The 21,628-nt window shown below is 53.6% G+C and carries 27 protein-coding genes; 17 read left to right on the top strand and 10 right to left on the bottom strand.

The window, feature by feature from the left end; translation table 11 throughout:
• The first annotated feature begins 108 nt into the window (after positions 1 to 108).
• The gene (locus E3E37_RS03585) at positions 109 to 324 is read left to right on the top strand and encodes a hypothetical protein (protein WP_088864634.1); all 216 of its coding nucleotides are present in this window, start codon (positions 109 to 111) and stop codon (positions 322 to 324) included.
• Here the strand turns inward: E3E37_RS03585 and glp are convergent, their stop codons facing one another.
• Positions 325 to 1,515, bottom strand: a complete 1,191-nt coding sequence (gene glp, locus E3E37_RS03580; RefSeq protein ID WP_167714881.1) for a gephyrin-like molybdotransferase Glp — start codon at positions 1,513 to 1,515, stop codon at positions 325 to 327.
• Between the two features lies 1 nt (position 1,516).
• A complete protein-coding gene (locus tag E3E37_RS03575) occupies positions 1,517 to 2,032 on the bottom strand; it encodes a molybdenum cofactor biosynthesis protein B (protein ID WP_167714879.1) in 516 nt (171 codons plus the stop codon).
• A 99-nt stretch (positions 2,033 to 2,131) separates the two neighbouring features.
• On the opposite strand from E3E37_RS03575, the gene E3E37_RS03570 reads away from it, so the two are divergent.
• Positions 2,132 to 2,722 (top strand): adenosylcobinamide amidohydrolase, encoded by a 591-nt coding sequence (locus tag E3E37_RS03570; RefSeq protein WP_167714877.1) that lies wholly within the window; start codon positions 2,132 to 2,134, stop codon positions 2,720 to 2,722.
• Here the strand turns inward: E3E37_RS03570 and cobT are convergent, their stop codons facing one another.
• On the bottom strand, positions 2,723 to 3,733 hold the full coding sequence (cobT, locus tag E3E37_RS03565; protein WP_167715384.1) for a nicotinate mononucleotide-dependent phosphoribosyltransferase CobT: 1,011 nt from the start codon (positions 3,731 to 3,733) through the stop codon (positions 2,723 to 2,725).
• Between the two features lie 68 nt (positions 3,734 to 3,801).
• On the opposite strand from cobT, the gene E3E37_RS03560 reads away from it, so the two are divergent.
• Positions 3,802 to 5,253: a cobyric acid synthase gene (locus tag E3E37_RS03560; protein ID WP_167714875.1), complete on the top strand. Its 1,452-nt coding sequence runs from the start codon at positions 3,802 to 3,804 to the stop codon at positions 5,251 to 5,253.
• Here the strand turns inward: E3E37_RS03560 and E3E37_RS03555 are convergent.
• From E3E37_RS03555 to E3E37_RS11750, 3 genes are read right to left on the bottom strand one after another with little or no spacing between them, the layout of a single operon-like run.
• Entirely contained in the window at positions 5,250 to 5,468 is a 219-nt protein-coding gene (locus E3E37_RS03555) for a hypothetical protein (protein WP_088864628.1), read from the bottom strand. The two genes, E3E37_RS03560 and E3E37_RS03555, sit on opposite strands and share 4 nt — an antisense overlap.
• Positions 5,469 to 6,044 carry an NTP transferase domain-containing protein gene (locus E3E37_RS03550; RefSeq protein ID WP_167714873.1) on the bottom strand — a complete coding sequence of 192 codons (576 nt, stop codon included), beginning with the start codon at positions 6,042 to 6,044 and terminating at the stop codon, positions 5,469 to 5,471.
• Positions 6,041 to 6,187 carry a hypothetical protein gene (locus tag E3E37_RS11750; protein WP_371731685.1) on the bottom strand — a complete coding sequence of 49 codons (147 nt, stop codon included), beginning with the start codon at positions 6,185 to 6,187 and terminating at the stop codon, positions 6,041 to 6,043. Before E3E37_RS11750 ends, E3E37_RS03550 begins: the two co-directional genes overlap by 4 nt.
• Here E3E37_RS11750 and E3E37_RS03545 point away from each other — a divergent pair.
• Positions 6,138 to 7,196: an MJ1477/TM1410 family putative glycoside hydrolase gene (locus tag E3E37_RS03545; RefSeq protein ID WP_371731681.1), complete on the top strand. Its 1,059-nt coding sequence runs from the start codon at positions 6,138 to 6,140 to the stop codon at positions 7,194 to 7,196. The genes E3E37_RS11750 and E3E37_RS03545 overlap by 50 nt on opposite strands.
• Here E3E37_RS03545 and cobS read toward each other — a convergent pair.
• Positions 7,181 to 7,882: an adenosylcobinamide-GDP ribazoletransferase gene (gene cobS / locus E3E37_RS03540; RefSeq protein ID WP_167714868.1), complete on the bottom strand. Its 702-nt coding sequence runs from the start codon at positions 7,880 to 7,882 to the stop codon at positions 7,181 to 7,183. The two genes, E3E37_RS03545 and cobS, sit on opposite strands and share 16 nt — an antisense overlap.
• Position 7,883: 1 nt before the next feature.
• A complete protein-coding gene (cobZ, locus tag E3E37_RS03535) occupies positions 7,884 to 8,297 on the bottom strand; it encodes an alpha-ribazole phosphatase CobZ (protein ID WP_167714866.1) in 414 nt (137 codons plus the stop codon).
• Positions 8,298 to 8,345: 48 nt separating this feature from the next.
• On the opposite strand from cobZ, the gene E3E37_RS03530 reads away from it, so the two are divergent.
• The 5 genes from E3E37_RS03530 (at position 8,346) to E3E37_RS03510 (ending at position 12,703) form a co-directional block, all read left to right on the top strand.
• Positions 8,346 to 9,275, top strand: a complete 930-nt coding sequence (locus tag E3E37_RS03530) for a hypothetical protein (RefSeq protein ID WP_167714864.1) — start codon at positions 8,346 to 8,348, stop codon at positions 9,273 to 9,275.
• A gap of 63 nt (positions 9,276 to 9,338) precedes the next feature.
• Complete coding sequence (locus tag E3E37_RS03525) at positions 9,339 to 10,085, top strand: uracil-DNA glycosylase family protein (protein WP_167714862.1); 747 nt, start codon at positions 9,339 to 9,341, stop codon at positions 10,083 to 10,085.
• Positions 10,073 to 10,957 carry an adenosylcobinamide-phosphate synthase CbiB gene (gene cbiB / locus E3E37_RS03520; protein ID WP_167714860.1) on the top strand — a complete coding sequence of 295 codons (885 nt, stop codon included), beginning with the start codon at positions 10,073 to 10,075 and terminating at the stop codon, positions 10,955 to 10,957. The genes E3E37_RS03525 and cbiB overlap by 13 nt, the downstream gene beginning before the upstream one ends.
• The gene (locus tag E3E37_RS03515; RefSeq protein ID WP_167714858.1) at positions 10,942 to 11,910 is read left to right on the top strand and encodes an aminotransferase class I/II-fold pyridoxal phosphate-dependent enzyme; all 969 of its coding nucleotides are present in this window, start codon (positions 10,942 to 10,944) and stop codon (positions 11,908 to 11,910) included. Before cbiB ends, E3E37_RS03515 begins: the two co-directional genes overlap by 16 nt.
• A 31-nt stretch (positions 11,911 to 11,941) precedes the next feature.
• Positions 11,942 to 12,703, top strand: a complete 762-nt coding sequence (locus E3E37_RS03510) for a class I SAM-dependent methyltransferase (RefSeq protein ID WP_167714856.1) — start codon at positions 11,942 to 11,944, stop codon at positions 12,701 to 12,703.
• Here the strand turns inward: E3E37_RS03510 and E3E37_RS03505 are convergent.
• Positions 12,700 to 13,179: a metal-dependent hydrolase gene (locus E3E37_RS03505; protein WP_167714854.1), complete on the bottom strand. Its 480-nt coding sequence runs from the start codon at positions 13,177 to 13,179 to the stop codon at positions 12,700 to 12,702. The two genes, E3E37_RS03510 and E3E37_RS03505, sit on opposite strands and share 4 nt — an antisense overlap.
• A 237-nt stretch (positions 13,180 to 13,416) precedes the next feature.
• On the opposite strand from E3E37_RS03505, the gene E3E37_RS03500 reads away from it, so the two are divergent.
• Entirely contained in the window at positions 13,417 to 16,083 is a 2,667-nt protein-coding gene (locus E3E37_RS03500) for a valine--tRNA ligase (protein ID WP_167715381.1), read from the top strand.
• Between the two features lie 46 nt (positions 16,084 to 16,129).
• Here E3E37_RS03500 and trm10 read toward each other — a convergent pair whose 3' ends face one another.
• The gene (gene trm10, locus E3E37_RS03495) at positions 16,130 to 17,242 is read right to left on the bottom strand and encodes a tRNA (guanine(9)-/adenine(9)-N1)-methyltransferase (RefSeq protein WP_167715379.1); all 1,113 of its coding nucleotides are present in this window, start codon (positions 17,240 to 17,242) and stop codon (positions 16,130 to 16,132) included.
• Between the two features lie 121 nt (positions 17,243 to 17,363).
• Between trm10 and E3E37_RS03490 the strand changes: the two genes are divergently transcribed.
• The 7 genes from E3E37_RS03490 to E3E37_RS11715 all read left to right on the top strand — a co-directional run bounded on the left by E3E37_RS03490 (position 17,364) and on the right by E3E37_RS11715 (position 21,176).
• Positions 17,364 to 18,860 (top strand): glycosyltransferase family 39 protein, encoded by a 1,497-nt coding sequence (locus E3E37_RS03490; RefSeq protein WP_240921895.1) that lies wholly within the window; start codon positions 17,364 to 17,366, stop codon positions 18,858 to 18,860.
• Entirely contained in the window at positions 18,857 to 19,225 is a 369-nt protein-coding gene (locus tag E3E37_RS03485) for an EamA family transporter (RefSeq protein ID WP_167714852.1), read from the top strand. The genes E3E37_RS03490 and E3E37_RS03485 overlap by 4 nt, the downstream gene beginning before the upstream one ends.
• 44 nt (positions 19,226 to 19,269) lie before the next feature.
• Positions 19,270 to 20,169 carry an integrase gene (locus E3E37_RS03480; RefSeq protein ID WP_167714850.1) on the top strand — a complete coding sequence of 300 codons (900 nt, stop codon included), beginning with the start codon at positions 19,270 to 19,272 and terminating at the stop codon, positions 20,167 to 20,169.
• Between the two features lie 16 nt (positions 20,170 to 20,185).
• Entirely contained in the window at positions 20,186 to 20,353 is a 168-nt protein-coding gene (locus tag E3E37_RS03475) for a hypothetical protein (RefSeq protein WP_167714848.1), read from the top strand.
• A gap of 147 nt (positions 20,354 to 20,500) precedes the next feature.
• Positions 20,501 to 20,692: a hypothetical protein gene (locus tag E3E37_RS03470; protein ID WP_167714846.1), complete on the top strand. Its 192-nt coding sequence runs from the start codon at positions 20,501 to 20,503 to the stop codon at positions 20,690 to 20,692.
• Entirely contained in the window at positions 20,689 to 21,042 is a 354-nt protein-coding gene (locus E3E37_RS03465) for a hypothetical protein (RefSeq protein WP_167714844.1), read from the top strand. The genes E3E37_RS03470 and E3E37_RS03465 overlap by 4 nt, the downstream gene beginning before the upstream one ends.
• Positions 21,042 to 21,176, top strand: coding sequence for a hypothetical protein (locus E3E37_RS11715; RefSeq protein ID WP_256366104.1), 135 nt, complete (start codon positions 21,042 to 21,044; stop codon positions 21,174 to 21,176). The genes E3E37_RS03465 and E3E37_RS11715 overlap by 1 nt, the downstream gene beginning before the upstream one ends.
• Positions 21,177 to 21,628 lie beyond the last annotated feature (452 nt).

The following is a 21,628-nucleotide window of genomic DNA, read 5'->3' as shown; positions in this document are numbered from 1 at the left end:
GTGTTACGGGCGGGCCATAGACGCTTCGTCGAAACATCTTCGACGATGTTCCCTGATGTGCTGAAAAAGTTTATTAAGTGCTGGGGGAAAAGACACACGGAGAAGACTATGAGAATTGCAGGCAGAAACAAGTGGGAAATTCTTTTGAAGTATTATCCCCCGTGGCAGGGGTATCCTCCCAAGAAGAGGAAGGAAAGAAAAACGACCGAGCTGATTGAGGTATTTGAGATGCTGGGTGACCCCAGGAAGCTTAATGACCTCCCGGAGGATGTCCGTGCCATTTTGAAGTTCATTAAGCTCGAATCGTTTCTCCAAGAGGCTTAGTCAGTACAGAGTTACGTAAACCGTTTCCTCCTCAAGATGCCCCTCGCTGTCCTCGGGAACCTCGATGTAACCGTTGCTCTCCACGAGCGAGCTTATTATCCCGCTTCCCTTCTTCTTAATTGGCCTCGCCTTTCCGTCCTCGTACCAGACCTTCACGAACTCGTGCCTCCCGAGCTGGCTGGGAACGCGCTCGGTGAGCGTCGCCCTGACACGAACCTCGTAGTTCTTAGCACCGACGAGCTTTGCCAGGGCGTGCTTGACGTAGAGGTGGAATTGAGCGAAGACAGCCACTGGATAACCGCTCATTATGAAGACCCTCTCGCCGTAGCCTATTGGCCGGCCGGGCTTTATCGTCGTCCCGTGGAAGAGGAGCTTAACGAACTTGTGGGCGAAGTCCTTATCGCCGAAGGCGGAACCCCCGGTGACGAGGACGAGGTCGTTCTCTTTCTTGGCTCTCTCTATCGCGCCCCTTATAGCTTCCTCGTTGTCGGGGACGACGCCGTAGAAAACGGGCTCGCCGAAGTACTGGCTGACTAGACCCTTCAGCATCACCGAGTTGCTTTCGATGATTTTGCCCCCCTTTAGCGCTTCCTCGTCGAAATCTTCGATCAGCTCGTCGCCCGTAACTACTATCCCGACGCGGGGCTTTCTCTTGACTTTGACCGTTTTGAACCCTATGCTCTTGAGGAGGGCCAGATCCTGTGGTCTTAGAATCTGCCCCTTCCGCAGGATCACCTCGCCCTTCTTCACGTCCTCGCCGGCAAAGGCCACGTTCTGGCCCGGCGCAACAGGGCGGAGAACCCTTATGGTGTCGCCTTCGTGCTCGGCCATCTCCTGCATGAGAACTGCGTTGGCCCCTTCCGGCATCTTCGAGCCGGTCATGAGCTTCACGGCCGTTCCGGGTTCTACCCTTGCCACACTCTCCTCCCCGGCGACTATCTCATCAATAACTTTAAGCTCAACGGGCCTGTATTCCCTAGCCTGGAATGTGTCCTCCGCGCGCAAGGCATAGCCGTCCACGGCGGAGCGGTCGAAGGGGGGGCTGTCTATCGGTGAAACAATGTCCTCGGCCAGAACCCTGCCGAGCGCCTCGTCGAGCGGAACCTCTTCCACCTCCGGAATCTCGCTCAGATCGTCGAGAAGAAGCTTCAGGGCCCCGCGGTAGGGGGTGAGGCGCTTGAATTCCCTCATCTCATTCCCTCCCGTGCTTCAGCACGTGGCCGGCCTCGTTGAGGATGATCTTTATTCCGGTCTTAGCCGCTCCGAGGCTTCCCGGCAGGCAGAAGACCGCCATTGCCCTCCCCGAGCTACGGATTATTCCAGCTGTCGCCCTCGTCATAACCGCGGCCGTTCCTATATCCTCGTAGCTGAGGAGCCTGAATATTTCACCGAAGCCGGTAAGCTCTTTGTCGAAGAGGGGCCTTAAACTCTCTATCGTGACGTCCCTGCTCGTGATTCCAGTTCCGCCCGAGGTGACAACCACATCGGCACCTTTCTCGAAGGCCTCAACGACGGCCCCTATTATAGCCATCTTCTCGTCGGACACGATTCTGTAGAGAACCCTCTCGTGCCCCGCCTTTTCAAGCTCCTCCACGAGGAACTTCCCGCTTTTGTCCTCCTTCTCCCCCCTGCTCGCGGTGTCGCTAACGGTTATGACCGCGAAGCGGAACTTTTTTGGGGCCTTCCTCTTGTGCTCCTCCGTTCCCATGCTACCACCGGAGTAAGCTCGTCCCGGAACTTAATAACCTTTCAGCAAACGGAAGCGTTTAACACTAGGGTTATATTTCGGGAAGCCAAGGAGAAAGTCATGGGGTTCAAACACTTTATCCTTCCGTTCGACGAGCCGATGCTCGCCCTCAGCAACGCGCCCCACAGGGGAGGCCTTACGAGGGCCAACGGCTTCTTCTTCATGATGGTTCACAAGAACTACTCCGGCGACTACAGGGCTGATTGCCTCGCCTTCGAGCGGGAGAACGGCCTTGAGAACTTCGTTGGCTTCATGACGGCCGCTGACGTAGCGAAGGTTTTAGCGGTCGCAAGGAGCGGGAGCGTTACGGCCTACATCACCGCTGGAATCACCAACCCGGCGATAGCAGGCGATGTGCCGCCTCCCTGGAAGCCGGGGACGATAAACATCGCGCTCGTGATAAACGAGGGACTAACCGTTGGTGCTATGACCAACGCGATAATGACGGCAACCGAGGCAAAAACCTACACTCTCCTTAGCCTTGGCTACAACGCGACGGGGACGACGAGCGACGGCATCGGCGTCTTCGCTTTCGAAGGGGAAAATGAGTGGGCAGGAACCGCGACGGAGCTGGGGATAAGCATCGGAAGGGCGGTAAGAAATGCGCTGAAAGAGAGCCTGAGGAAGTGGGAGAAAACGAGGGAAAAATAATCAGGGAGACGCCTTCATCTCCATGAGCCTCCTGTAAAGCTCCTCGACCTTTTCGCTCACCTCTTCCGGTGAGAAACCGGCCTTAACGGCCAGCCACGTCGCTCCTCCCGCGCCGACGCCTTCCTTGACGTAGCCGTTCTCGTAGTCCCTGAGGCCCTCGAACTCGCTCTTGGAGAAGTCGAGATCGGCGGAATAAGTTATTATCCCGATTTCCTTCGCCGTTTCTAGGAATGTGGCGCTTCTGTCATTGACCACCCACTTGGTGGTCGCTATCATGAACCTGTTTAAATCCTCGCCGAGGGCCTTCAACAGAGCTGCAACGGCGAGCATCTGCGTTCCTCCAGCTAAGACGACGCTCTTCCTGAAGCCGAGGGCTAAACCTATCACCGTTGCCATCATGGGGTCGCCGAACTGCCTCAGGGCCTCAAGCGGGTTGTCCTTCAGTTGACCTTTCCCGATTCCGGCCCTCTCGAAGGCCTCGCCGATTACCCTCTCCTTGAGATCCTGCGGGTTGTTAGGCGAGGCTGAACTGGTCTTCGCGTCGTAGCCGAGTGCCCACAGAACAGCCTGAGCGGTTGTCGTTCCACCGGGCGTTGATTCCCCGATGACGAGTTCTTTGACCGGCAGTTTGTTGAGCTCCTCCCCGAACAGCCTGGCGCGCTTTATTATCTCCCCGAACTCGGGTAAAGCCGGCCCCTTTCTGAAGTCTCTCCCAATGGCATCGCTGACGTGCACGTGCGGGACGAGGGGAGCAAGATAAGTCCCGCCCCTCACGACCAGAACGGGGAAGTTCGCGAGCTCCCTCGCGGCCTTGGTTATTATCGCCGGCGTCGGGTGACCTTCGGGCGTTACGGGAATCACGTCTATGGTCAGGGGCTTCTCGTGGAAGAGGTACTCGGCATCGGCCACCGGTGTGAGCTTCGTCAGCTCAGGGGTTGCCCCGGCGACGCTTATTCCGGGTACGGTGCTTATCTCTGTGTTCCCCAAGACGAGAAGGAAGAGGCTCTCCATTCCAACCACCGCTGGAGTTTTTATCCAAGGGTTTATATGCCCTTCGGCCAACTGGGAACGGTGGGAGAATGGGAAGGGCCCTGATGGTGCTCGGAACCTCGTCCGGAGCCGGCAAGTCGCTCCTCGTTACCGCACTATGCCGGATTTTCTCGAACCTCGGTTACGACGTCGTCCCCTTCAAGAGCCAGAACATGAGCCTGAACTCGGCGCCGAGCATAGAGGGCGGCGAGATAAGCAGGGCGCAGTATCTGCAGGCGATAGCATGCAGAAAGAGACCAAGCGTAAAGTTCAACCCGATCCTCCTCAAGCCAGAGGGCAAAATGAGGAGCCAGGTCGTCTTCATGGGGAAGCCAATAGGTAGCGTTTCGGCCAGAGAGTACATGCTCTCCCGGAAGGAGGAACTCTTCAGGAAGGCGATGGAAGTTCTAGACGGGCTCAAGGAGGAGCACGACCTGGTGATAATCGAGGGCGCAGGCAGTCCGGTCGAGATAAACCTCAAAGACTACGACATAGCCAACACCCGCGTCATGCTCCACGCAAAGGCCAAAGGGATCCTCGTTACGGACATAGACCGTGGAGGGAGCTTCGCCAGCATAGTGGGCACGATGGAGCTTTTGAGCGAACGGGAGCGGGAAGAGATAATCGGCTTCGTCTTCAACAGGTTCCGGGGTGATAAATCACTCCTCCGGCCTGGCTTTGAGTACCTGGAGAGGCGCTACGGGAAGCCTACCCTCGGCGTTATCCCCTACGTCGAGCACCGCCTACCGGAAGAGGACTCCCTGGCGGAGTTCCCGAAGGTGAAGGGCGAGCTTCACATTCAGATAATCAAGCTCCCCCACGTAAGCAACTTTACAGATTTTGAGCCCCTCCACTGGGCCAACGGCGTTGATTACGTTACCAAAGCGGAGGAAATCAAGGGCGACGTTATCATAATCCCCGGGAGCAAGAACACTGTCGAGGATTTGCTCTGGCTCCGTGAAAATGGCTTTGAAGATGCTATACTGGAGGCTCACCGCGAAGGCTCTTTCGTCGTCGGAATCTGTGGGGGCTTCCAGATGCTGGGCGAGAAGATAGCAGACACCGTCGAATCGAAGCGCGGAACGGTCAGGGGCATCGGCCTTCTGCCGGCCAAGACCTTCTTCGGGAAGGTCAAGAGGACGAACCACCTGAGGGCAGAAGTTCTATGGGGGCCGGCTAAGGGAATGGCGGTTGAGGGCTACGAGATACGCTTCGGCAGGAGCACCTCTGCGAAGCCTTTCTCGGTGATAACGGCAGTAAACGGGGTGAAAACCTTTGAGCCTGAGGGGGCGATTGGCAAGAGGGCCTTCGGCACCTACCTGCACGGCATCTTCCACAACTTCGCCTTCACCGAGCGGTTCCTCAACTCCCTCCGGGCGGAGAGGGGTCTCGAACCGGTTTCCATCGAAGGCTGGAGCATAGAGGAGGAGATAGAGAGGTTCGCAAGGGTCGTTGAGAGACACCTCGACGTGGAGAGGATTTTAGGGGAGCTGGGGGTTTAGAAATAATCCTCGGGGCTCTCAAGCTCCTTGGGAGGGTGTCTCTTCTTCCACCACCCCTTGGCCGCTCCGACAACGAGCAGGATTACTATCAGCGGGACCAGAACCACCAGGAACGCGGCCGCGAAGAGGAGAAGGCCCAGTATGATTATCACGCCGATTATCGCGAGGGCTATGAACATCAAAAAACCGCCGATGGACGACCCTGAGCCTTCCATTCAACCACCTCCCTGGAGTTCGCGGAAGGCCTTAAATGGTTTTTCCACCAGCCTCGCTATCCTCCCGGCGAGCTTTAACTCCTCTGGAGTGTTCACGTTCAAAGCTAGCAGGGGGTTGCTCAGCTCGAAGAACTCCTCTCCCTCAGTTCCAACGGCGTTGAGGCCGATTACCGCGTAGCCCCTGTAGGTGAGGGGGTGCAGGTCCTTTGGTATCCTGTCAAGTGGGAGAACGCCCGTTAAACTCGTCCTCCCGTCGAAGGCCTCCCCTATGGCCATCACATCGCTCGCTTTCAGGAAGGGCAAATCAGCGGAGACACTTATGAAGGGCCCGAACTCGCGGAGGAGGAAAAGAATGTCCTCCACGTAGCCTCTGCCCGGCGTTTCAACGATGGGAATCCCCTCGCGGAGGCAGAGCTCCCTCGTCTTCGGCGCGTTTCTGGAGACGGCAACGAGCACTTCCCCTACCTTTTCCGCCTCCCCGTAAACGCGCAGGAGCATCGGCCTGCCCCCGACCTCCAGGACGGGCTTCTCCTGACCCATTCTGATCGAACGCCCGCCGGCCATGATGATTATCATGGAAGGGAATAGCGGGCAACGGTTAAAAGGCCTTCCGTCCAGTTAGCACCTATGAGGTATGTCGGCGTGATGTTCCTCTCGCTCCTCATAGTTTTGGCATCTGCCTGTCTCTCAAACGCTCCAGCCGGCGAGAAAACCGGCACGCCTTCGGCCCCTTCTCCCCATACACCTGAGACGACGTCTTCTTCCCCTCCAGCTCTATCGAATTCAACCTCTCCAGAAATAGCCCGTCAAAACCTGACATCAACGACCCGGACCACTCCAAAACGTGAAAACTCAAGCCAAATCCAACATAAGAGAACACTGAACCTCTCCTCGGTGAGGAGCTGGGCCTACTGGCTGCAAAACGCCAGCCCGGAGGTTATAGCGAAGAGCGGCTTCGACTTAATCGTCATGGACTACTCAAGGGACGGGGGCGATGAGACAGCCTACACGCGGGAGGAAATAGCTGAGATTAAGAGGGCCGGGGTAATTCCCATAGCCTACATCAGCATCGGCGAAGCTGAGGACTACCGCTTCTACTGGAACGAAAGCTGGAAGACGGAGCCACCGGATTGGCTCGGCCCGGAGAACCCCGACTGGGAGGGCAACTACGCCGTCAAATACTGGGAGGAGGGCTGGAGGAGGATAGTCTTTGAGTACCTCGATAGAATCATCGCTCAGGGCTTTAGAGGGGTTTATCTCGACAAGGTTGACGAGTACTGGTTCTGGGCTGAGAACGGCTACGACGAGAACTGGACTGCGGGGCAGATGATCGAGTTCATACTCCAGATAGCCAACTACGCCCGCTCTAAGGCGGGTGAGGATTTCATTGTAATCCCTCAGAACGGGGAGTGGCTCCTCAACTACGACAACGGGAGCCTTCTGAAGACCGTCTCCGGCTGGGCGAGTGAAGATGTCTTCTACGACGGCCTCAAACCGAGCCTTTGGACGGACGAGAAAGTTCCCCTCCTGGACAGGGTTGTTAAGGCGGGAAAAGTTGTTCTGGTTGTGGATTACCTCGATGACGGGACGAGGAGCGGGGAAGACCTTGCGAGAATCCTCGACTTCATTGAAAAGGCCAGGGAGAGGGGATACGTACCCTACGCGGCACTCGAAGACAGGGAGCTGGACGAGCTTAATGTGATTCCCGGGGTTCAGCCGCCGAGGTAAGCCCACAGGAATGCCATGACCAAAAGCGTCCCGGCCCTCGTTATCTCCGCCACTGCCCCTATGCAGTCTCCGTTAAGGCCGCCGAAGTTCTTCAGGGAAACGTGGACGACATAAACCCCTACCAGAAGACCGGGGAGAGATGCAAGCGCGAAGGGTTCGATTAAGACAAAGGGGACCAGCAGGAGGAGGTAAAGGGCCGTTCCGATGGCCATCTGTTTTCGGTTCATACCCTCCATGAAGTATGCCCCAAGCCCCTGGCCGAGCGGTTTCCGGGTTGCCAGTGCGAGAAGCATGGCGAACTTGGAGTTGAGTTCGGCCAGAAAGAGCGCGTAGAAGGGAACGAGCGGGAGCGAGTAAACCTGAAGGAGCAGAACCATGACCACCGCGAAGAGGCCCGCTATTCCGGTGTTCAGATCCTTCATTGCCTTTATTTTCTTCTCGCGATCGCCCTTCACCATTATCCCATCGGCCCAGTCGGCGAGGCCGTCAAGGTGCAGGAGGCCTATGGTGAGGTAGAGCGAGAGGAGTGCAAGAACGTTGGCGAGGGGGAGTCTGAGGTAAAGAACAGCCGTCGGGAGGGCTGAAGTAACCATGGAGAGGAAAGGAAAAGCCCAGAGTTCTTCCCTGGCCTTCTCGAAGTCTCCTTTTACTGGAATCCTTGTCAGGAACGGTAGGAGGTTCTTCATGTTAGTCCCCCTCGAACAACCTCGTCATACAGCCAGCTATGAAGCCGCCGATGGCATCATCGAGGAATGGAGGAAGCTCCTTTAAAATCCCGGGCTTTCTCGTGTCGTAGTAGAAGAAGTTGAAGAGCGCCATCTTGCCGCCGATGTACTCGGCAATGCTTATTCCGATGAGCTCATCGGCGACTAAGTTCACAGGGTCACCTTCAACCTCGAAGTTCTCCTCAAGGAGGAGCGCGGCCATGAGCAGAGCCCGGACGTTGATGTCGTCTAGGTATCTCAGCATGAGGTTTTTGAGTTCCTCGCGGACTTTCTCCTCTTCCTCGCCGATGTAGAGCTCCATCGCTGTATTGAGCATGCCGTTGAGGGTTATGCCCTTTGATTCGAGGAGATTCATAACGTGACTTCCTATCCTCATGAATATCCTTTTAAGACTCATGATAATAAAAGATTTTGGTGGGGATCAATGTTGCCCTATGAGGTATATGTTTTGGTTGTTCTCCTTCTCTTTCTGATCTTACTGAATGTTTTTGCTGTCTCTCGCTATTCAGATGTTCTTTTTGATATTCGAATATTCGACTCAGGGGATCTTAATTTAGATATTCTTGGGCACAAAATGTCAAGAAGGGAGGTAGTGAAATTTGGAGACTCCTTAATGTTTACAGTTATTAGAACAGCTTTCTCGGAAATACTCCTTACGGCCGTTTTAATACCAATTATATACTACACTGACAGGAGATTAGCTCTTTTTATGGTCTCTTTTATTTCAGGTCTATATCTCATTGATGTCGTCTCTAATGGAAGGCTCACCTCTTTTCTCCTAAGAAGCGAGCGGGCATACGTAGATTTGTCTAGATGGATAACAAAATACGAAGGCCGTCTTATAGTACCAACTATTACTCCAGGAGATTCGGATAAGATAATCAGACTTGAGTTTAAACGAATCTTTAGGAAGATTTATGTGCCCAAGACTGGTGTTGTTACCCAAAGTTCCGAATTCAAGATAGTCAAATCCAATAATAAATATTCCATCCAGTTAGACATTATTGGGGAGAGTGGTAAGAAGTATTTCCTACAAGTAGAGCTTGTAGTCTCTCCGGCCATAGAATGTAATGGGCGCTCAATACAAAGAGAACTGGTGGGCGGTAAAAAATTACAATATTTTTGGATCTGTCATTTCCCTGCTATAGCAGTTTTTACTAAAAAGATTTTGGGTTTTAGGATGTCTATCCTCAGAGAAAACAACACGGGAGAGTTAGAAAAAATAGAAGATTACACAATATTTCACACTGTCTGGATTTATCCGAATTTTGTTAGAGAGATAGCTAGAATATTATCAGTAATTATCTCGGGTGCAATTTTTACGTTGGTTCTAACTCTTCTAGGTTTTTTGTAAATAAATTTCGTTTCTCTCAATGAAACCACCAAACCTATAAACCCTCTGGACTTTTTATCCATTATGCTCCTGAGGTTTGAAGAGCTAAGAAAAGTCGGCGACGTTTACATAAACCCCCGGAACTTCAAGGTCGCACCCCTCTTTATCCGGGACTGGAGGGACCTTCTGGGCCTCGATGAGAGGACTTACGGCCTCTACGCCCGGACGATTTACAACCCCGGAGAGCGCTTTCTCGCTGTGGACAGAAAAGATGAAAAGCTCGCGGGGGAGCTTGAGGCCCTTTACCGGGAGCTTCTCCGTCGGCCCCTGCGGTTCTGCCGCGAGGAGTACTACCACTACCAGCTTGAGGTGGGCGAGTTTGATGGCTTACCATTCGCCAACGGCTGGCCCGGCTCGGGAGTGGTGCTCGTGGGGGAGGCGCCGGGAAGGAAAGGCTGCGGAAAGACGGGGATATGCTTCTACCGCGACGCCTCCGGAATGCTGCTCAGGAAGACACTCTTCCAGCTCGGCATTAACCCTGACTTCGTCTACATCACCAACGTTGTCAAGTGCAATCCGCCGGAGAACAGGTTGAGGGGCTTCGGTGAGGGCGAGCTTGGTCTCCTCCAGCGGGAGCTTGAAATCCTGAAGCCAGAGGCCATGTTTGCCATCGGCAGAACGGCGGAGAAGGCCCTGAAAAGGCTTGGCTATGAGGCCGTCTACCTCCGGCACCCCGCTTGGTACGTGCGCAGGGGCGTGAGGGAACCGGGGGAGGAGATGATGGAGGAGTACTCGGTGATAAAGGAGGCCTTCGGGGAATGGAGGTTCTGACGGTTTTTCTACTCGCCCTCCTCTGGGACCTGCTCATTGGAGAGCCGCCGGCGTTAGTCCACCCGGTTGTGTGGTTCGGTAAGCTGGCGGGATTTTTTGACGAACGCTGGGGGCGAAAAGGTCCTCTTCCTGACTTCTTAGCCGGAACGCTGACAGCTCTGGTCGTTCTTCTCTTTGCCATTGCCCTCTCACTCCTACCGTTCTACCTTCCCTTCCCTCTCAACTATGCTTTGGCCGTTTACCTCCTCAAGGGCTCCTTCGCGATAAGGAGCCTCCACGAGCACGTTTCGAGGGCGGTAACCGATGACATCGAGGAAAAGAGGAAAGCCGTCTCGATGATAGTCAGCAGGAACACTGAGACCCTCGACGAGGCGCATCTTAACTCGGGAGCGATAGAGAGCCTCGCCGAGAACCTCAACGACTCGGTGATTGCGCCGCTCTTCTACTTCCTTCTCTTCGGCCTTCCAGGGGCGCTGGTTTACCGCGCCGCTAATACGCTCGACGCGATGCTGGGTTACAGAAACGAGCGCTACGAGTTCTTCGGCAAGTTCTCGGCGAGGCTCGACGACCTCCTCAACTTCGTCCCGGCCCGCTTAACCGTTCTCCTCTACCTCCCGCTCGGCGGACGGAGGGTTTTGAAATACTACCGCCTCGCGAGGTTCAAGCTCAACTCCGACAAGCCGATTGCGGCCATGTCAGCGGTTCTTGGGGTCATGCTCGAAAAGCCCGGCTTCTACCGCTTTCCCGGAAGGGAGCCGGTCAACGACGACATAAGGCGCGCCCTGAGGGTTTACTGGCTGGTTGTTGCCGAGTGGATAATTATCGTCGCTCTACTCCTTGCAACGGAGGTGTTTCCATGCTTGAGCCCATGAATTTCAAAACCCACCATGGTGGGGCGAGGGAGGAAGGTTACCTTGACTTCTCGGCCTCGCTGAACCCATATCCGCCGGAATGGCTCGACGAGATGTTCGAGCGCGCAAAGGAGCTTAGCAACCGCTACCCCTACTACGAGGAGCTTGAGGAGGAATTGGAAGAGCTCCTCGGGGAGCCCCTGACGGTAACGGCTGGGATTACCGAAGCCCTCTACCTCCTCGGAATCCTCGCGCTCCGAGGGAGGAAGGTGGTGATCCCGCGCCACACCTACGGCGAGTACGAGCGCGTTGCCAGGATCTTTGGGGCAGAGGTAGTTAACGGCCCGAACGAGCCGGATAAGCTTGCGGAGCTTGTCGGGAGGGACTCCGTGGTGTTTTTCTGCAACCCGAACAACCCCGACGGCAGGTTCTACCGCGTTAAAGAGCTGAGACCCCTCCTCGATGCGGTGGAGGACAGAAAAGCCCTCCTAATCCTTGACGAGGCCTTCATAGACTTTGTCAAAGATGCCGACAGCCCCGAAGGGGAGAACATCGTAAAGCTCAGAACCTTCACCAAGAGCTACGGCCTGCCCGGGATAAGGGTCGGCTACGTTCTCGGCTTCAGCGAGGCATTTAGGAGCGTCAGAATGCCCTGGAGCATAGGCTCAACCGGAGTTGCTTTCCTTGAGTTCCTGCTCAAGGACGGCTTCGAGCACTTAAGGAAAACGATGCCCCTGATCTGGCGGGAAAAGGAGAGGCTGGAGAAGGAGCTCCGGGTTAAAAGCGACGCTAACTTCTTCATCAAGCGCGTTGGAGACGCGAAAGAATTCGCCGAGGCCCTCAAAGGTCACGGAATCCTTGTGAGGGACTGCACGAGCTTCGGTCTGCCGGAATACGTCCGCTTCTCCGTCAGAAGGCCGGAGGAGAACGGGAGGCTGATTGAGGCCTTCCGGGAGCTGGGAGAAGGGTTTTAAATCTGAAGGAGTATTCATTTTTGGTGGTGCGATGCACGAGCTCTACACGGTCCTTGCCGAGTACTACGACGCGATCTACCGGAGAAGGGCCGAGCGCGTTGGGAAGGAGATAGACTTCGTGGAGGAACTCTTTAGGGAGGATGCGGAAAGGGAAGTACGGCGAATCCTTGACCTGGCATGTGGAACCGGAATCCCAACGCTCGAACTGGCGAGGCGCGGTTATGAGGTGGTCGGCCTCGACCTCCATGAGGAGATGCTTGCCGTTGCGAGAAGAAAGGCCGAACGGGAAGGGCTTAGCGTCGAGTTCATTCAGGGAAACGTGCTTGAGATAGACTTCGAGGAGGAGTTCGACGCCGTGACGATGTTTTTCTCCAGCATTATGTATTTCGACGATTCTGCAATTCAACAATTATTTAATTCTGTAAAACGGGCGCTGAAACCTGGGGGCGTTTTCATTGCGGACACACCCGGGTGGAACATCGTCGGAGGGGATGAGCCAATAGTGTGGGACGAGCGGAAGGGCGATGAGAGGCTTGTCATAACCGACTGGCGCGAGGTCGAGCCTGCCTTCCAGAAGCTCCACTTCAAGAGACTCGTGCAGATAATAAAGCCCGACGGGAGTGTTAGGGCCTTCATGGTGGACGATGAAGTGAACATCTACACACCAAGAGAGCTGAGGCTTTTGGCTGAGGGGCACTTCAGGAAGGTCAAAATCTACGGAGACCTCCACGAGCTTAGGCCAAACGACAGGAGGTACTGGCTGGTGGCGGTCAAGGAATGGGAAAAAGATTAAGGGATGCCCTTCCTCTCTTTAAGCCCTCTCCACAGGTAAAGAAATGCTCCCGCCAAAAAGGCTGCCGCACAGAACCCGTAAACTTCCGGGGAAGAAAACACGCCATAAAGAGGATTCCAGCTTGAAGGGAAAAGGGGTCTTATATCAGTGTAGAGGAATGAATCAAGGATTACATGCAGCCAAACCCCAGCCAGTGCCGTGATCCTGAGCCTCTTTTTGTCCATCTCCTTTCCAAGATGGCCGTAAAACCGGGCTATAACTTCAGCTAGGAGCAGGGCGGCGAGGGAGCTGCCAACGAGTGTGTGAAAGAATCCGTGGAGGGGATAACCGTAGCGCGCCTCTGGGTCGAGACCGAGAACCAGTAAAGGCTCGAAATCCACGATGACATTCGCGATAGCAAACGTCAATAAATCCAAATACCCAAAAAGAGCCGAGAAGAGCAGTGCCGGACCGAGATGGAAGGGTGTAAACGGCATGGTCAGAGGTTGGGAGAATCGCTTATAAAGTTTTGTCAACCCCAAACTTTTTAAACCTCGGGCTCATTTCTATACCTCGGTGGTGCCTATCGTCCACCGCAACGCCGATTTCGACCTTTAGTAAAGCCTTCCGCGCTTCTTGGTTAGCCTTTACTCCGGCACCACCGGCGTTGCTAAGATTTTTAAGCTACCCTTCTGAGGGTAACCCATCTTCAAAAATCCAGAAAGGTGATGTCCATGCTTCCTAAGACCTACGATCCGAACGAGATTGAGCCGAAATGGCAGAAGTTCTGGCTGGAGGAGAAGATTTACAAGTACGAGCTCGATGAGAAGAGGCCGAGCTACGCGATAGACACACCTCCCCCGTTCACGAGCGGAACGCTCCACCTCGGCCACGTTCTCAGCCACACCTGGATTGACATTATCGCGCGCTACAAGAGAATGACCGGCTACAACGTGCTCTTCCCGCAGGGCTTCGACAACCACGGGCTTCCGACGGAGCTCAAGGTGGAGAAAGAGTTCGGAATAAGCAAAGACCAGCCCGAGAAGTTCCTCCAGAAGTGCGTCGAGTGGACCTGGCAGGCCATCGAGGCGATGCGCAACCAGTTCATAAGGATTGGCTACTCCGCCGACTGGGACCTTGAGTACCACACGATGGACGACTGGTATAAAGCCGCTGTGCAGAAGTCTCTCCTTGAATTCTACAAGAAAGGAATGCTCTACCGCGACAAGCACCCCGTCTACTGGTGCCCGCGCTGCAGGACGAGTCTGGCCAAGGCTGAGGTTGGCTACGTGGAAGAGGACGGCTTCCTCTACTACATCAAGCTCCCCTTAGCTGACGGTTCCGGCCACGTGCCGATAGCAACCACGAGGCCCGAGCTCATGCCGGCCTGTGTTGCCGTCTTCGTGCACCCGGACGACGAGCGCTACAAGGACGTCGTCGGCAAGAAGGTGAAGCTCCCGATATTCGAGCGCGAGGTGCCGGTTATAGCAGATGAGGACGTTGACCCGAGCTTCGGAACCGGTGCCGTTTACAACTGTACCTACGGCGACGAGCAGGACGTCGTCTGGCAGAAGCGCTACAACCTGCCGGTCATCATAGCCATCAACGAGGACGGCACCATGAACGAGAGGGCAGGGCCATACAAGGGGCTGAAGACCGAGGAGGCCAGGGAGAAAATAGCCGAAGACCTTGAGAAGATGGGCCTGCTCTACAGGAAGGAGAAGATAAGGCACCGCGTGCTGAGGCACACCGAGAGGAGCAGCTGTATGGCTCCGATTGAACTGCTCCCCAAGACCCAGTGGTTCATCAAGGTTAAGGACTTCACGGATGAGATAGTCAAGGTCGCGAAGGAAATAAACTGGTATCCGAGCGACATGTTCCTCCGCTTGAAGGACTGGGCCGAGAGCATGGACTGGGACTGGGTCATAAGCAGGCAGCGCGTTTTCGGAACGCCGATTCCCTTCTGGGTCTGCGACAGCGGCGAGGTTATCCTGCCGGACGAGGAGGACCTCCCCGTGGACCCGCGCTTCGACAGGCCGCCGAGGAAGTGCTCCGACGGAAGCGAGCCCAAGCCCGTTACCGACGTCCTCGACTGCTGGGTCGATTCCAGCATAACCCCGCTCATCATAAGCAGGTGGCACGATGCAATCAAGGGCGATGAAGAGGCAAAGCGCTGGTTCGAGCACAACTTCCCGACCGCACTAAGGCCGCAGGGAACGGACATCATAAGGACGTGGGCCTTCTACACGATATTCAGGACGTACGTGCTAACAGGAAAGAAGCCCTGGGACGACGTCCTCATCAACGGAATGGTTGCCGGTCCGGACGGCAGGAAGATGAGCAAGAGCTACGGAAACGTCGTTGCACCTGACGAGGTGATCCCGAAGTACGGCGCTGACGCGCTCCGCCTCTGGACGGCCCTTGCACCGCCCGGCGAAGACCACCCCTTCAAGTGGGAGACCGTCGATTACAACTACCGCTTCCTCCAGAAGGTCTGGAACATCTACCGCTTCGCCGAGAGGCACCTCGCTGACTTCGACCCCGCTAAAGCCCCGGAGGAGCTCGAACCCCTCGACCGCTGGATCCTCAGCAGGCTCCACAGGCTCATCAAGTTCGCCACCGGGGAGATGGAGCGCTACCGCTTCAACCTGCTCACGAGGGAGCTCATGACCTTCGTCTGGCACGAAGTCGCCGACGACTACATCGAGATGATCAAGTACCGCCTCTACGGCGACGACGAGGAGAGCAAGCTGAAAGCTAAGAAGGCGCTCTACGAGCTGCTCTACAACGTCATGCTCCTGCTCGCTCCATTTGCTCCGCACATAACCGAGGAGCTCTACCAGGAGATGTTCAAGGGGCATGTCGGTGTTAAGAGTGTGCACCTCCTCGAGTGGCCGGAGTACGACGAGGCCAGGATCGATGAGGAGGCTGAGAAGCTCGGAGAACTTGCCCGCGAGATAGTGGGTGTCATGAGGCGCTACAAGAACTCCCACGGCTTAGCCCTAAACGCCAAGCTCAAGCACGTGGCCATCTACGCCACCGACAGCTACGACATGCTGAAGGCCATCGAGAGGGACATCGCGGGAACGATGAACATCGAGAGGCTGGAGATAATCAAGGGTGAGCCAGAGCTGGAGGAGCGCATCGTCGAGATAAAGCCCAACTTCAGAACCGTCGGGCCGAAGTACGGCAAGCTCGTGCCGAAGATAACCACCTACCTCAAGGAGAACGCAGAGGAGGTTGCCAAGGCACTCAAAGAGACTGGAAAGGTCGAGTTCGAGATTGATGGACAGAAGGTCGAGCTGGGCAAGGACGACATTGTACTCAGGAAGGCGGTCTTCAGCGAAGGCGAAGAGGTAGAGACGGCCGTCGTTGGGGACGCGGTTGTGGTGTTCTTCTGAGCCTTTCTTTTCTCCTATTGTCCTCAGATGGAATTGAAAAGGAGATTTAACAGTTATAGCACAGCATCGTCGCTTTCTTGAGCAGGATCACGCGGTAGAGCTTTCCGTTTATTATCCTCGCGTTGGATATCTTGTTGAGGTGGCGTATCCTCTTCCTCTCAAGGGCTATCAGGTCTAGCTCCCTTAGAACCTTCACGAAGTCCTCCCAGCGTATCTTGAGCCAGCGTGAGTACTCGTCGAAGAGCTCCTTCTCAACGACCCTGTAAACCCTTCCGTCCACCATGTAGCGGGTGGCTCTCTTCGGAAGTTCTTTCCTCAGGCGCCAGCGGGCATGGAGGGGCTCCTGGAACTCGTAAACTGCCTCGTCCATGGACTTTCCTTCCACCATCATCTTGAGGATTATGCCGAGAATGCGGTTTATCCTGTCGGGGACGCCTATGACGTCGCCCCTTAGGACTATCTTCCTCCGGCGGACCTTTATCCCTGCCCCTTCAAGCTCCTCTCCGATTTTGGGGGTGGTCTTCTTTTTGTTCCCCCCGGTATCGACGATCCCTCCGATTATGAAGGCCTTGACGCCGAAGTCCTCCTCACTCAGAACCTTCTCGGCCCAGGGATCGAGGAGGACGACCTCGTCTATGCCGTTCTCTCTCAAAAACTCCGCCGTTGGGCCGGTATAGGTTGTTATTCTCTCAAGGGGGCCGTGAAACATTGATTTAAACTCATCGTTGGCCCAGGTGACGGCCAGCTCTCTCCCCGTGAAGTAGTCCCTCAGCAGGCCGTAGCTCTGGCTTACCTGGAGGCATATCTTGCCCTTCTCCTTCTGGGTGTGCCTGTCCCAGTGGTAGAGGTCGATGATGAAGTATGGCCACTCAGGCAATTTTGAGCGGAGCTCCTCTGGTGAGAGAACCATCTCGAACTTGTCCGCCATGCAGAGGGGAGCGTAGGCGTAGTGAGAACCCCCAACGCGGTTTCCGCTCAAGTCCCAGGCAACGGCGGTCTTCTCCGGAACCCGGAAGATGGCTCCCTTCCCGTTGATTATCTCCACCGCGATGTCCTGAAGCTTGTTCCTTGACTTCCTGAAGCGCTTTGAGAGGACGCCTATGCTTTCGATTCCCTTCTCTTTCAATGCCTTCCTGAGAACGTCGGCGAGCGTTTTCATGGCCATCGGTTGAGGGTTGGGAGAGGGGTTAAAAGGTTTTCGTGAGATATTCTCTGGGCTTCTTTTGTCTTCTTTAGAAGCCCATAATCTTTTAAATTCCACGTATTAGACATATTTCACAATGGCCATGAGAAGAATAGGGACGTTTAAGCTACAATGTAATAATCCCCATGTATATTTGTTTTTAGGCTACCTGATAATAATCGCAGGCATTATAACGTTTCCATACTTTTTAACTAGGAAAACGCCTCCCGGATACATAATTGGTGGTGACACGTTGGTTCATGCAGCTATAGCTAGGGGTATCTATTTGGGCAGGAACCCCTTTTTGGACCAAACATACAACATATATCCAAACTGGTACCCATTTTTGTATCATATTGTGGTAGCAAGTGCAGCAAAGGCAACAGGAATGTCAATTGAAACCATAATGATAGCTTTCCAAGCGTTTCTTGCCATAACAATGATCCTTGTACTGTTTTATGTGGCCAGAGGCCTGTGGGGGGCCAAAGCAGGAGTATATGCAGCCTCACTATCCTTGATGTTGTTAGGCTCGCATATATACCCCAACCCCAAAGAGTTGGCACCATTATTGGGTGTTCTCTCTATTTATTTTGTGTTAAAGCGTATGTATGTACCGTCTGGGTTTTTACTGGGCCTAGCATTTTGGACGCATTATGCCTTCACCCTGCCCCTTGTGGGACTTCCAATCCTGTTCGCGATTGTTCAGAAAGAAAAAAAGAACATCTTAGTGCCCATCTTGGCATTTCTTATATTCTCTCCGTTTGTTATCAATGCTGCGGTTCATTCGGGAAGACTGCCACAAATAGAGAGTATTTACAATCCTTGGGAGACCGATACACTTGTAAATAAACTGAAAAGTCTACTTCCTCCTGTGTACCTTGTTCCTTTTTTGGTTTTGTCGTTTCTCCGATGGAATCGGGAAAGAGACCCTTTATCTGGGGCACTTTTTTTATTGGTAGGAATCATTGCAATCGCTAGGCTCTTCCCAGAATTACTGCAACCATTTGGAGTATACATATGGTCCAAGCGTTTTGTGGGAATGCTCAGGTACATATATACCCTGTTGAGTGCATATGGAGCTTCTGGCGTTGAGCTATCAACTAAAAGAGCGTCAACCCTTCTAACTGTTACAATGCTCCTTTTAGTACCCCTAGCTGGAGCGGTGATTTTCTGGGATTCTGTAGATAATGATCAATTTGTATGGATTTCCGAATATGACTTTTCCCTTTATTATCCTGAGGAACACTTTCTTGAGGTGAGTTCTTGGATATGGAACAATACAGAGAGGGATGATGTTATTGCTACTAGTGAGGAAGTGGGAATGGTGTTAAATGCACTGACTGGACGTCCAATAGTTGCCACGTTATATGGGCATGGAAACACCTTTATTGACAACCAAAAAAGACGAGAAGACTTGGAACAACTCTTCACAAGTTCTTGCAATAGGAAAAAGGAGATCGTTGCCAGATATGACGTCAAGGTTATAATAACCGAGCCATTTGTTTATGAGCACTGGAACGTGACAGATATTGAGTGTATTGCTGTACCCGTATATCAGATTGAGAATGTTACGATATGGGAGGTGAAAGAATGAGGCTCTTGCCTTATACTATCCTTGCTACTTGTATCCTCCTAGGTGGAACTACCCAGGTTTTGTTTAAGATGGGTATGAACTCAATAGGCCCCCTTGAGGAATTGCTCTCTTTCAAGACCATGATAATGATATTCGCAAACAAATACATTCTCGCAGGCTTAATGATGTATGCAGTATCCTCCATGCTTTGGCTGCTAGGGCTTTCAATGTTGGATGTGAGTTTCATGTATCCCTTACTCAGCCTGGCCTATGTCGTAACCACGATACTGGCGTTTATGTTGCTCAATGAACCTGTAAGAACCACTAGATGGATTGGCGTGGTGTTAGTTGTTTTGGGTAGTATATTAATTGGTATTAACAGATGATTATGAAAACAAACAAAATATAATTCTGGTGCCCCGGCCGGGATTTGAACCCGGGGCGCGGGCTCGAAAGGCCTCCAGCGACGTCCTCTCCAGAAATAAGCCTCAATGAGAAGTGGTCTCAGCTCAAAGAGGCCTACGCGAAGTGGCTCTCCCTCAGAGTTGCCACCGAAGAAACGAAGCAACGCTACTTCTATACCCTTGAGAAGTTCTTTGACTCATATAGCATAAAGACATACGAGGATCTCCAGGAGGTCCTCACCGAGATTGGATACAAGCGCCACATCACCAAAGCCTTGAGAAGCTTTGCCCGGTTCTTGAGGAATCGTGGAGTGATCACCCGCGAACAGTACCTCGACTTGAAGGAGGTAATATGGACAAAACCCACGAACCCGCGAAAGGTGAACGTTTCAGACGAGCAGATTAGGGCCGCCCTAGAGTACTACGAGCAAAAAGACGTCGTCCTCGCGACAATCTACAAGGCTCTTGTTTATTCAGGATTGCGGCTCAGAGCCGTGATTGAGCTCTTCAACGAGTACAATCCTGAGAAACTAATTCTGCCTCATGAGCATGGGAACATAGCAAAATATCCACTACACCGTCAGAAAGGCCAGAAAAAAGCTTTCTATGCATACTTACCTCGCGACTTCGCGCTTTCAGAACTGGAGCAGTTCCCTCTCGACTATGAGCACGTGAGGAACAGGCTCCGCGTCAAGCTTCGTGCCGTCAGGAACACTGAGAAAAGCATTCAGTTCTCGGCCTCAGCAGTGAGGGAGTGGTTCGCGACCTTCATGGCCCGTCAAGGAGCTCCTTTCGAGGTCATCAACTTCATCCAGGGCAGGGCTGAACGCGGAGTCTTGGAGAAACACTACCTCAACCTCGAACTCCTCGCGGACGAGTGGTATTCCGCGGTTGTGGGTGAGTTGAAGAAGGTTTTAGAAAAATAATGGAGGTGAGCGGAGGATGGCCCGGGAGAAGGTTAACGGCTCTGGCACTTATGTTTGGGGGTTTAGCATTGATAAGGAGACTCATCGCATGATTAAAGAACTCTCGCGGAGTCTTGGCATAAGAAACGAGTCAGCAGTCGTCAGGATGGCGATTAGGAGGCTCTACAACGAAGTGAAGGCCTAATTTTTGCGAACTTTTCTCAATCCTTTTGCATGAGCTTTTCGAGGATTCTTAAATATCTTCGCCGTATTCTCTATTTTAGGTTACCTTGGGCCTTCCTCCGCTCAAATCAGTTCTCTCAAATTGGCAAAGTCCTCCGGAGGCGGTAGTATGGATCCGCTTGAGAAACTTGAACGTGAGGTTGAATTCTATGACAGGTACGCTGAGAAGCTTCGGGAGCAGATTGACGCTGCGCAGAAGGAGCTTGCCCGCATTGCTCGCATCAAACAGCAGAAGATAGCCGAGCTCGCGAGGCTGAAGCAGATTCGCACGGCAAAAGCAAAAGGGGTGACAGCCGTATGAAGCCCAAGAGCCTCGCTCAGCTGATCCTCTTCATCATTATCGCGGCCTTCTGGTACAAGGTCGGCTGGCCAGTGATGACGAAGGAGAGCCTGGCAATCGGCGCGGTGGGTGGAGTATTGGTTCATTGGGCTTTCACGAACAAGGGCAAGAAGGCGGTTGCGCTCATCGAGCCGCTCACGAGTGGCTGGAGGGTTCTGCTGTACGACATGATGTTCGTGGCTTTCCTCACGGCGTTAATTCAACAGAACGGCACGGCTCTTCTCGACGCGCTCAAGGACTCCGTTCAGAACCTCGCGCTTCTGCTCGCGCTCCTCGGCGGGATTGGCATTGACTACTTTGTCGGAGGGTGATGGTGATGGACGTTCTCCAGATTCCGCTCCTCTTCGCATATGGTGTTCTCGCGCTTGTGCTCATTGGCCTTGGCTATGAAATGGCCTCGGCATGGCTGTCGTATAGGAAAGCTTCTAGGAGGTGGTCTAAGTGAAGCGGTTCGGGGTTTTGCTCGCTCTGCTGGTGTTCAGTTCGATGCTGACAGTGGGCACGGGTACGGTGCAGGCTTCACAGTTGATAGAGATTTCAGATTTCACAGATTGGGCATGGTCATATTCTAAGGCAGACTTCGCATACACGACAGACTTATATTCAAAAGACATCAGCTTTCAGGGAGATTCACTTAGGTTCGTTCTTGATGTAGATTTTGCTTCGCTTGATAATGATGCAGGGCAGTATAATCCAAAATTGGGCATAGGACTTGATACGGATTATAAAGCATGGGACAACGCAGTACAGATAACTATCGACAGGGCTTATGTTTCAAGTGGTGCGAAAATCAGCTTTTCAGTCGCCGGACAAGGTGCAACCTCTGATGTTATACTTCATACTGGAGACTATGTGCGTTTTGTTCTTGAATATTCTGACGGGCTCGCAAAGTTCAGA

The organism is Thermococcus sp. ES12 (assembly GCF_012027515.1).
GTDB lineage: Archaea > Methanobacteriota_B > Thermococci > Thermococcales > Thermococcaceae > Thermococcus > Thermococcus barossii.
The sequence above is the reverse complement of the archived record's forward strand: the minus strand, read 5'-3'. Positions and strand labels throughout refer to the sequence as shown.

Excerpts from the sequence above, each read along its gene's own strand:
- E3E37_RS03585 (WP_088864634.1), top strand. The coding sequence starts at position 109 with ATGAGAATTGCAGGCAGAAACAAGTGGGAAATTCTTTTGAAGTATTAT.
- glp (WP_167714881.1), bottom strand. The coding sequence starts at position 1,515 with ATGAGGGAATTCAAGCGCCTCACCCCCTACCGCGGGGCCCTGAAGCTT.
- E3E37_RS03575 (WP_167714879.1), bottom strand. The coding sequence starts at position 2,032 with ATGGGAACGGAGGAGCACAAGAGGAAGGCCCCAAAAAAGTTCCGCTTC.
- E3E37_RS03570 (WP_167714877.1), top strand. The coding sequence starts at position 2,132 with ATGGGGTTCAAACACTTTATCCTTCCGTTCGACGAGCCGATGCTCGCC.
- cobT (WP_167715384.1), bottom strand. The coding sequence starts at position 3,733 with ATGGAGAGCCTCTTCCTTCTCGTCTTGGGGAACACAGAGATAAGCACC.
- E3E37_RS03560 (WP_167714875.1), top strand. The coding sequence starts at position 3,802 with ATGGGAAGGGCCCTGATGGTGCTCGGAACCTCGTCCGGAGCCGGCAAG.
- E3E37_RS03555 (WP_088864628.1), bottom strand. The coding sequence starts at position 5,468 with ATGGAAGGCTCAGGGTCGTCCATCGGCGGTTTTTTGATGTTCATAGCC.
- E3E37_RS03550 (WP_167714873.1), bottom strand. The coding sequence starts at position 6,044 with ATGATAATCATCATGGCCGGCGGGCGTTCGATCAGAATGGGTCAGGAG.
- cobS (WP_167714868.1), bottom strand. The coding sequence starts at position 7,882 with ATGAAGAACCTCCTACCGTTCCTGACAAGGATTCCAGTAAAAGGAGAC.
- cobZ (WP_167714866.1), bottom strand. The coding sequence starts at position 8,297 with ATGAGGATAGGAAGTCACGTTATGAATCTCCTCGAATCAAAGGGCATA.
- E3E37_RS03530 (WP_167714864.1), top strand. The coding sequence starts at position 8,346 with ATGTTGCCCTATGAGGTATATGTTTTGGTTGTTCTCCTTCTCTTTCTG.
- E3E37_RS03525 (WP_167714862.1), top strand. The coding sequence starts at position 9,339 with ATGCTCCTGAGGTTTGAAGAGCTAAGAAAAGTCGGCGACGTTTACATA.
- cbiB (WP_167714860.1), top strand. The coding sequence starts at position 10,073 with ATGGAGGTTCTGACGGTTTTTCTACTCGCCCTCCTCTGGGACCTGCTC.
- E3E37_RS03515 (WP_167714858.1), top strand. The coding sequence starts at position 10,942 with ATGCTTGAGCCCATGAATTTCAAAACCCACCATGGTGGGGCGAGGGAG.
- E3E37_RS03510 (WP_167714856.1), top strand. The coding sequence starts at position 11,942 with ATGCACGAGCTCTACACGGTCCTTGCCGAGTACTACGACGCGATCTAC.
- E3E37_RS03505 (WP_167714854.1), bottom strand. The coding sequence starts at position 13,179 with ATGCCGTTTACACCCTTCCATCTCGGTCCGGCACTGCTCTTCTCGGCT.
- E3E37_RS03500 (WP_167715381.1), top strand. The coding sequence starts at position 13,417 with ATGCTTCCTAAGACCTACGATCCGAACGAGATTGAGCCGAAATGGCAG.
- trm10 (WP_167715379.1), bottom strand. The coding sequence starts at position 17,242 with ATGAAAACGCTCGCCGACGTTCTCAGGAAGGCATTGAAAGAGAAGGGA.
- E3E37_RS03490 (WP_240921895.1), top strand. The coding sequence starts at position 17,364 with ATGGCCATGAGAAGAATAGGGACGTTTAAGCTACAATGTAATAATCCC.
- E3E37_RS03485 (WP_167714852.1), top strand. The coding sequence starts at position 18,857 with ATGAGGCTCTTGCCTTATACTATCCTTGCTACTTGTATCCTCCTAGGT.
- E3E37_RS03475 (WP_167714848.1), top strand. The coding sequence starts at position 20,186 with ATGGCCCGGGAGAAGGTTAACGGCTCTGGCACTTATGTTTGGGGGTTT.
- E3E37_RS03470 (WP_167714846.1), top strand. The coding sequence starts at position 20,501 with ATGGATCCGCTTGAGAAACTTGAACGTGAGGTTGAATTCTATGACAGG.
- E3E37_RS03465 (WP_167714844.1), top strand. The coding sequence starts at position 20,689 with ATGAAGCCCAAGAGCCTCGCTCAGCTGATCCTCTTCATCATTATCGCG.
- E3E37_RS11715 (WP_256366104.1), top strand. The coding sequence starts at position 21,042 with ATGGTGATGGACGTTCTCCAGATTCCGCTCCTCTTCGCATATGGTGTT.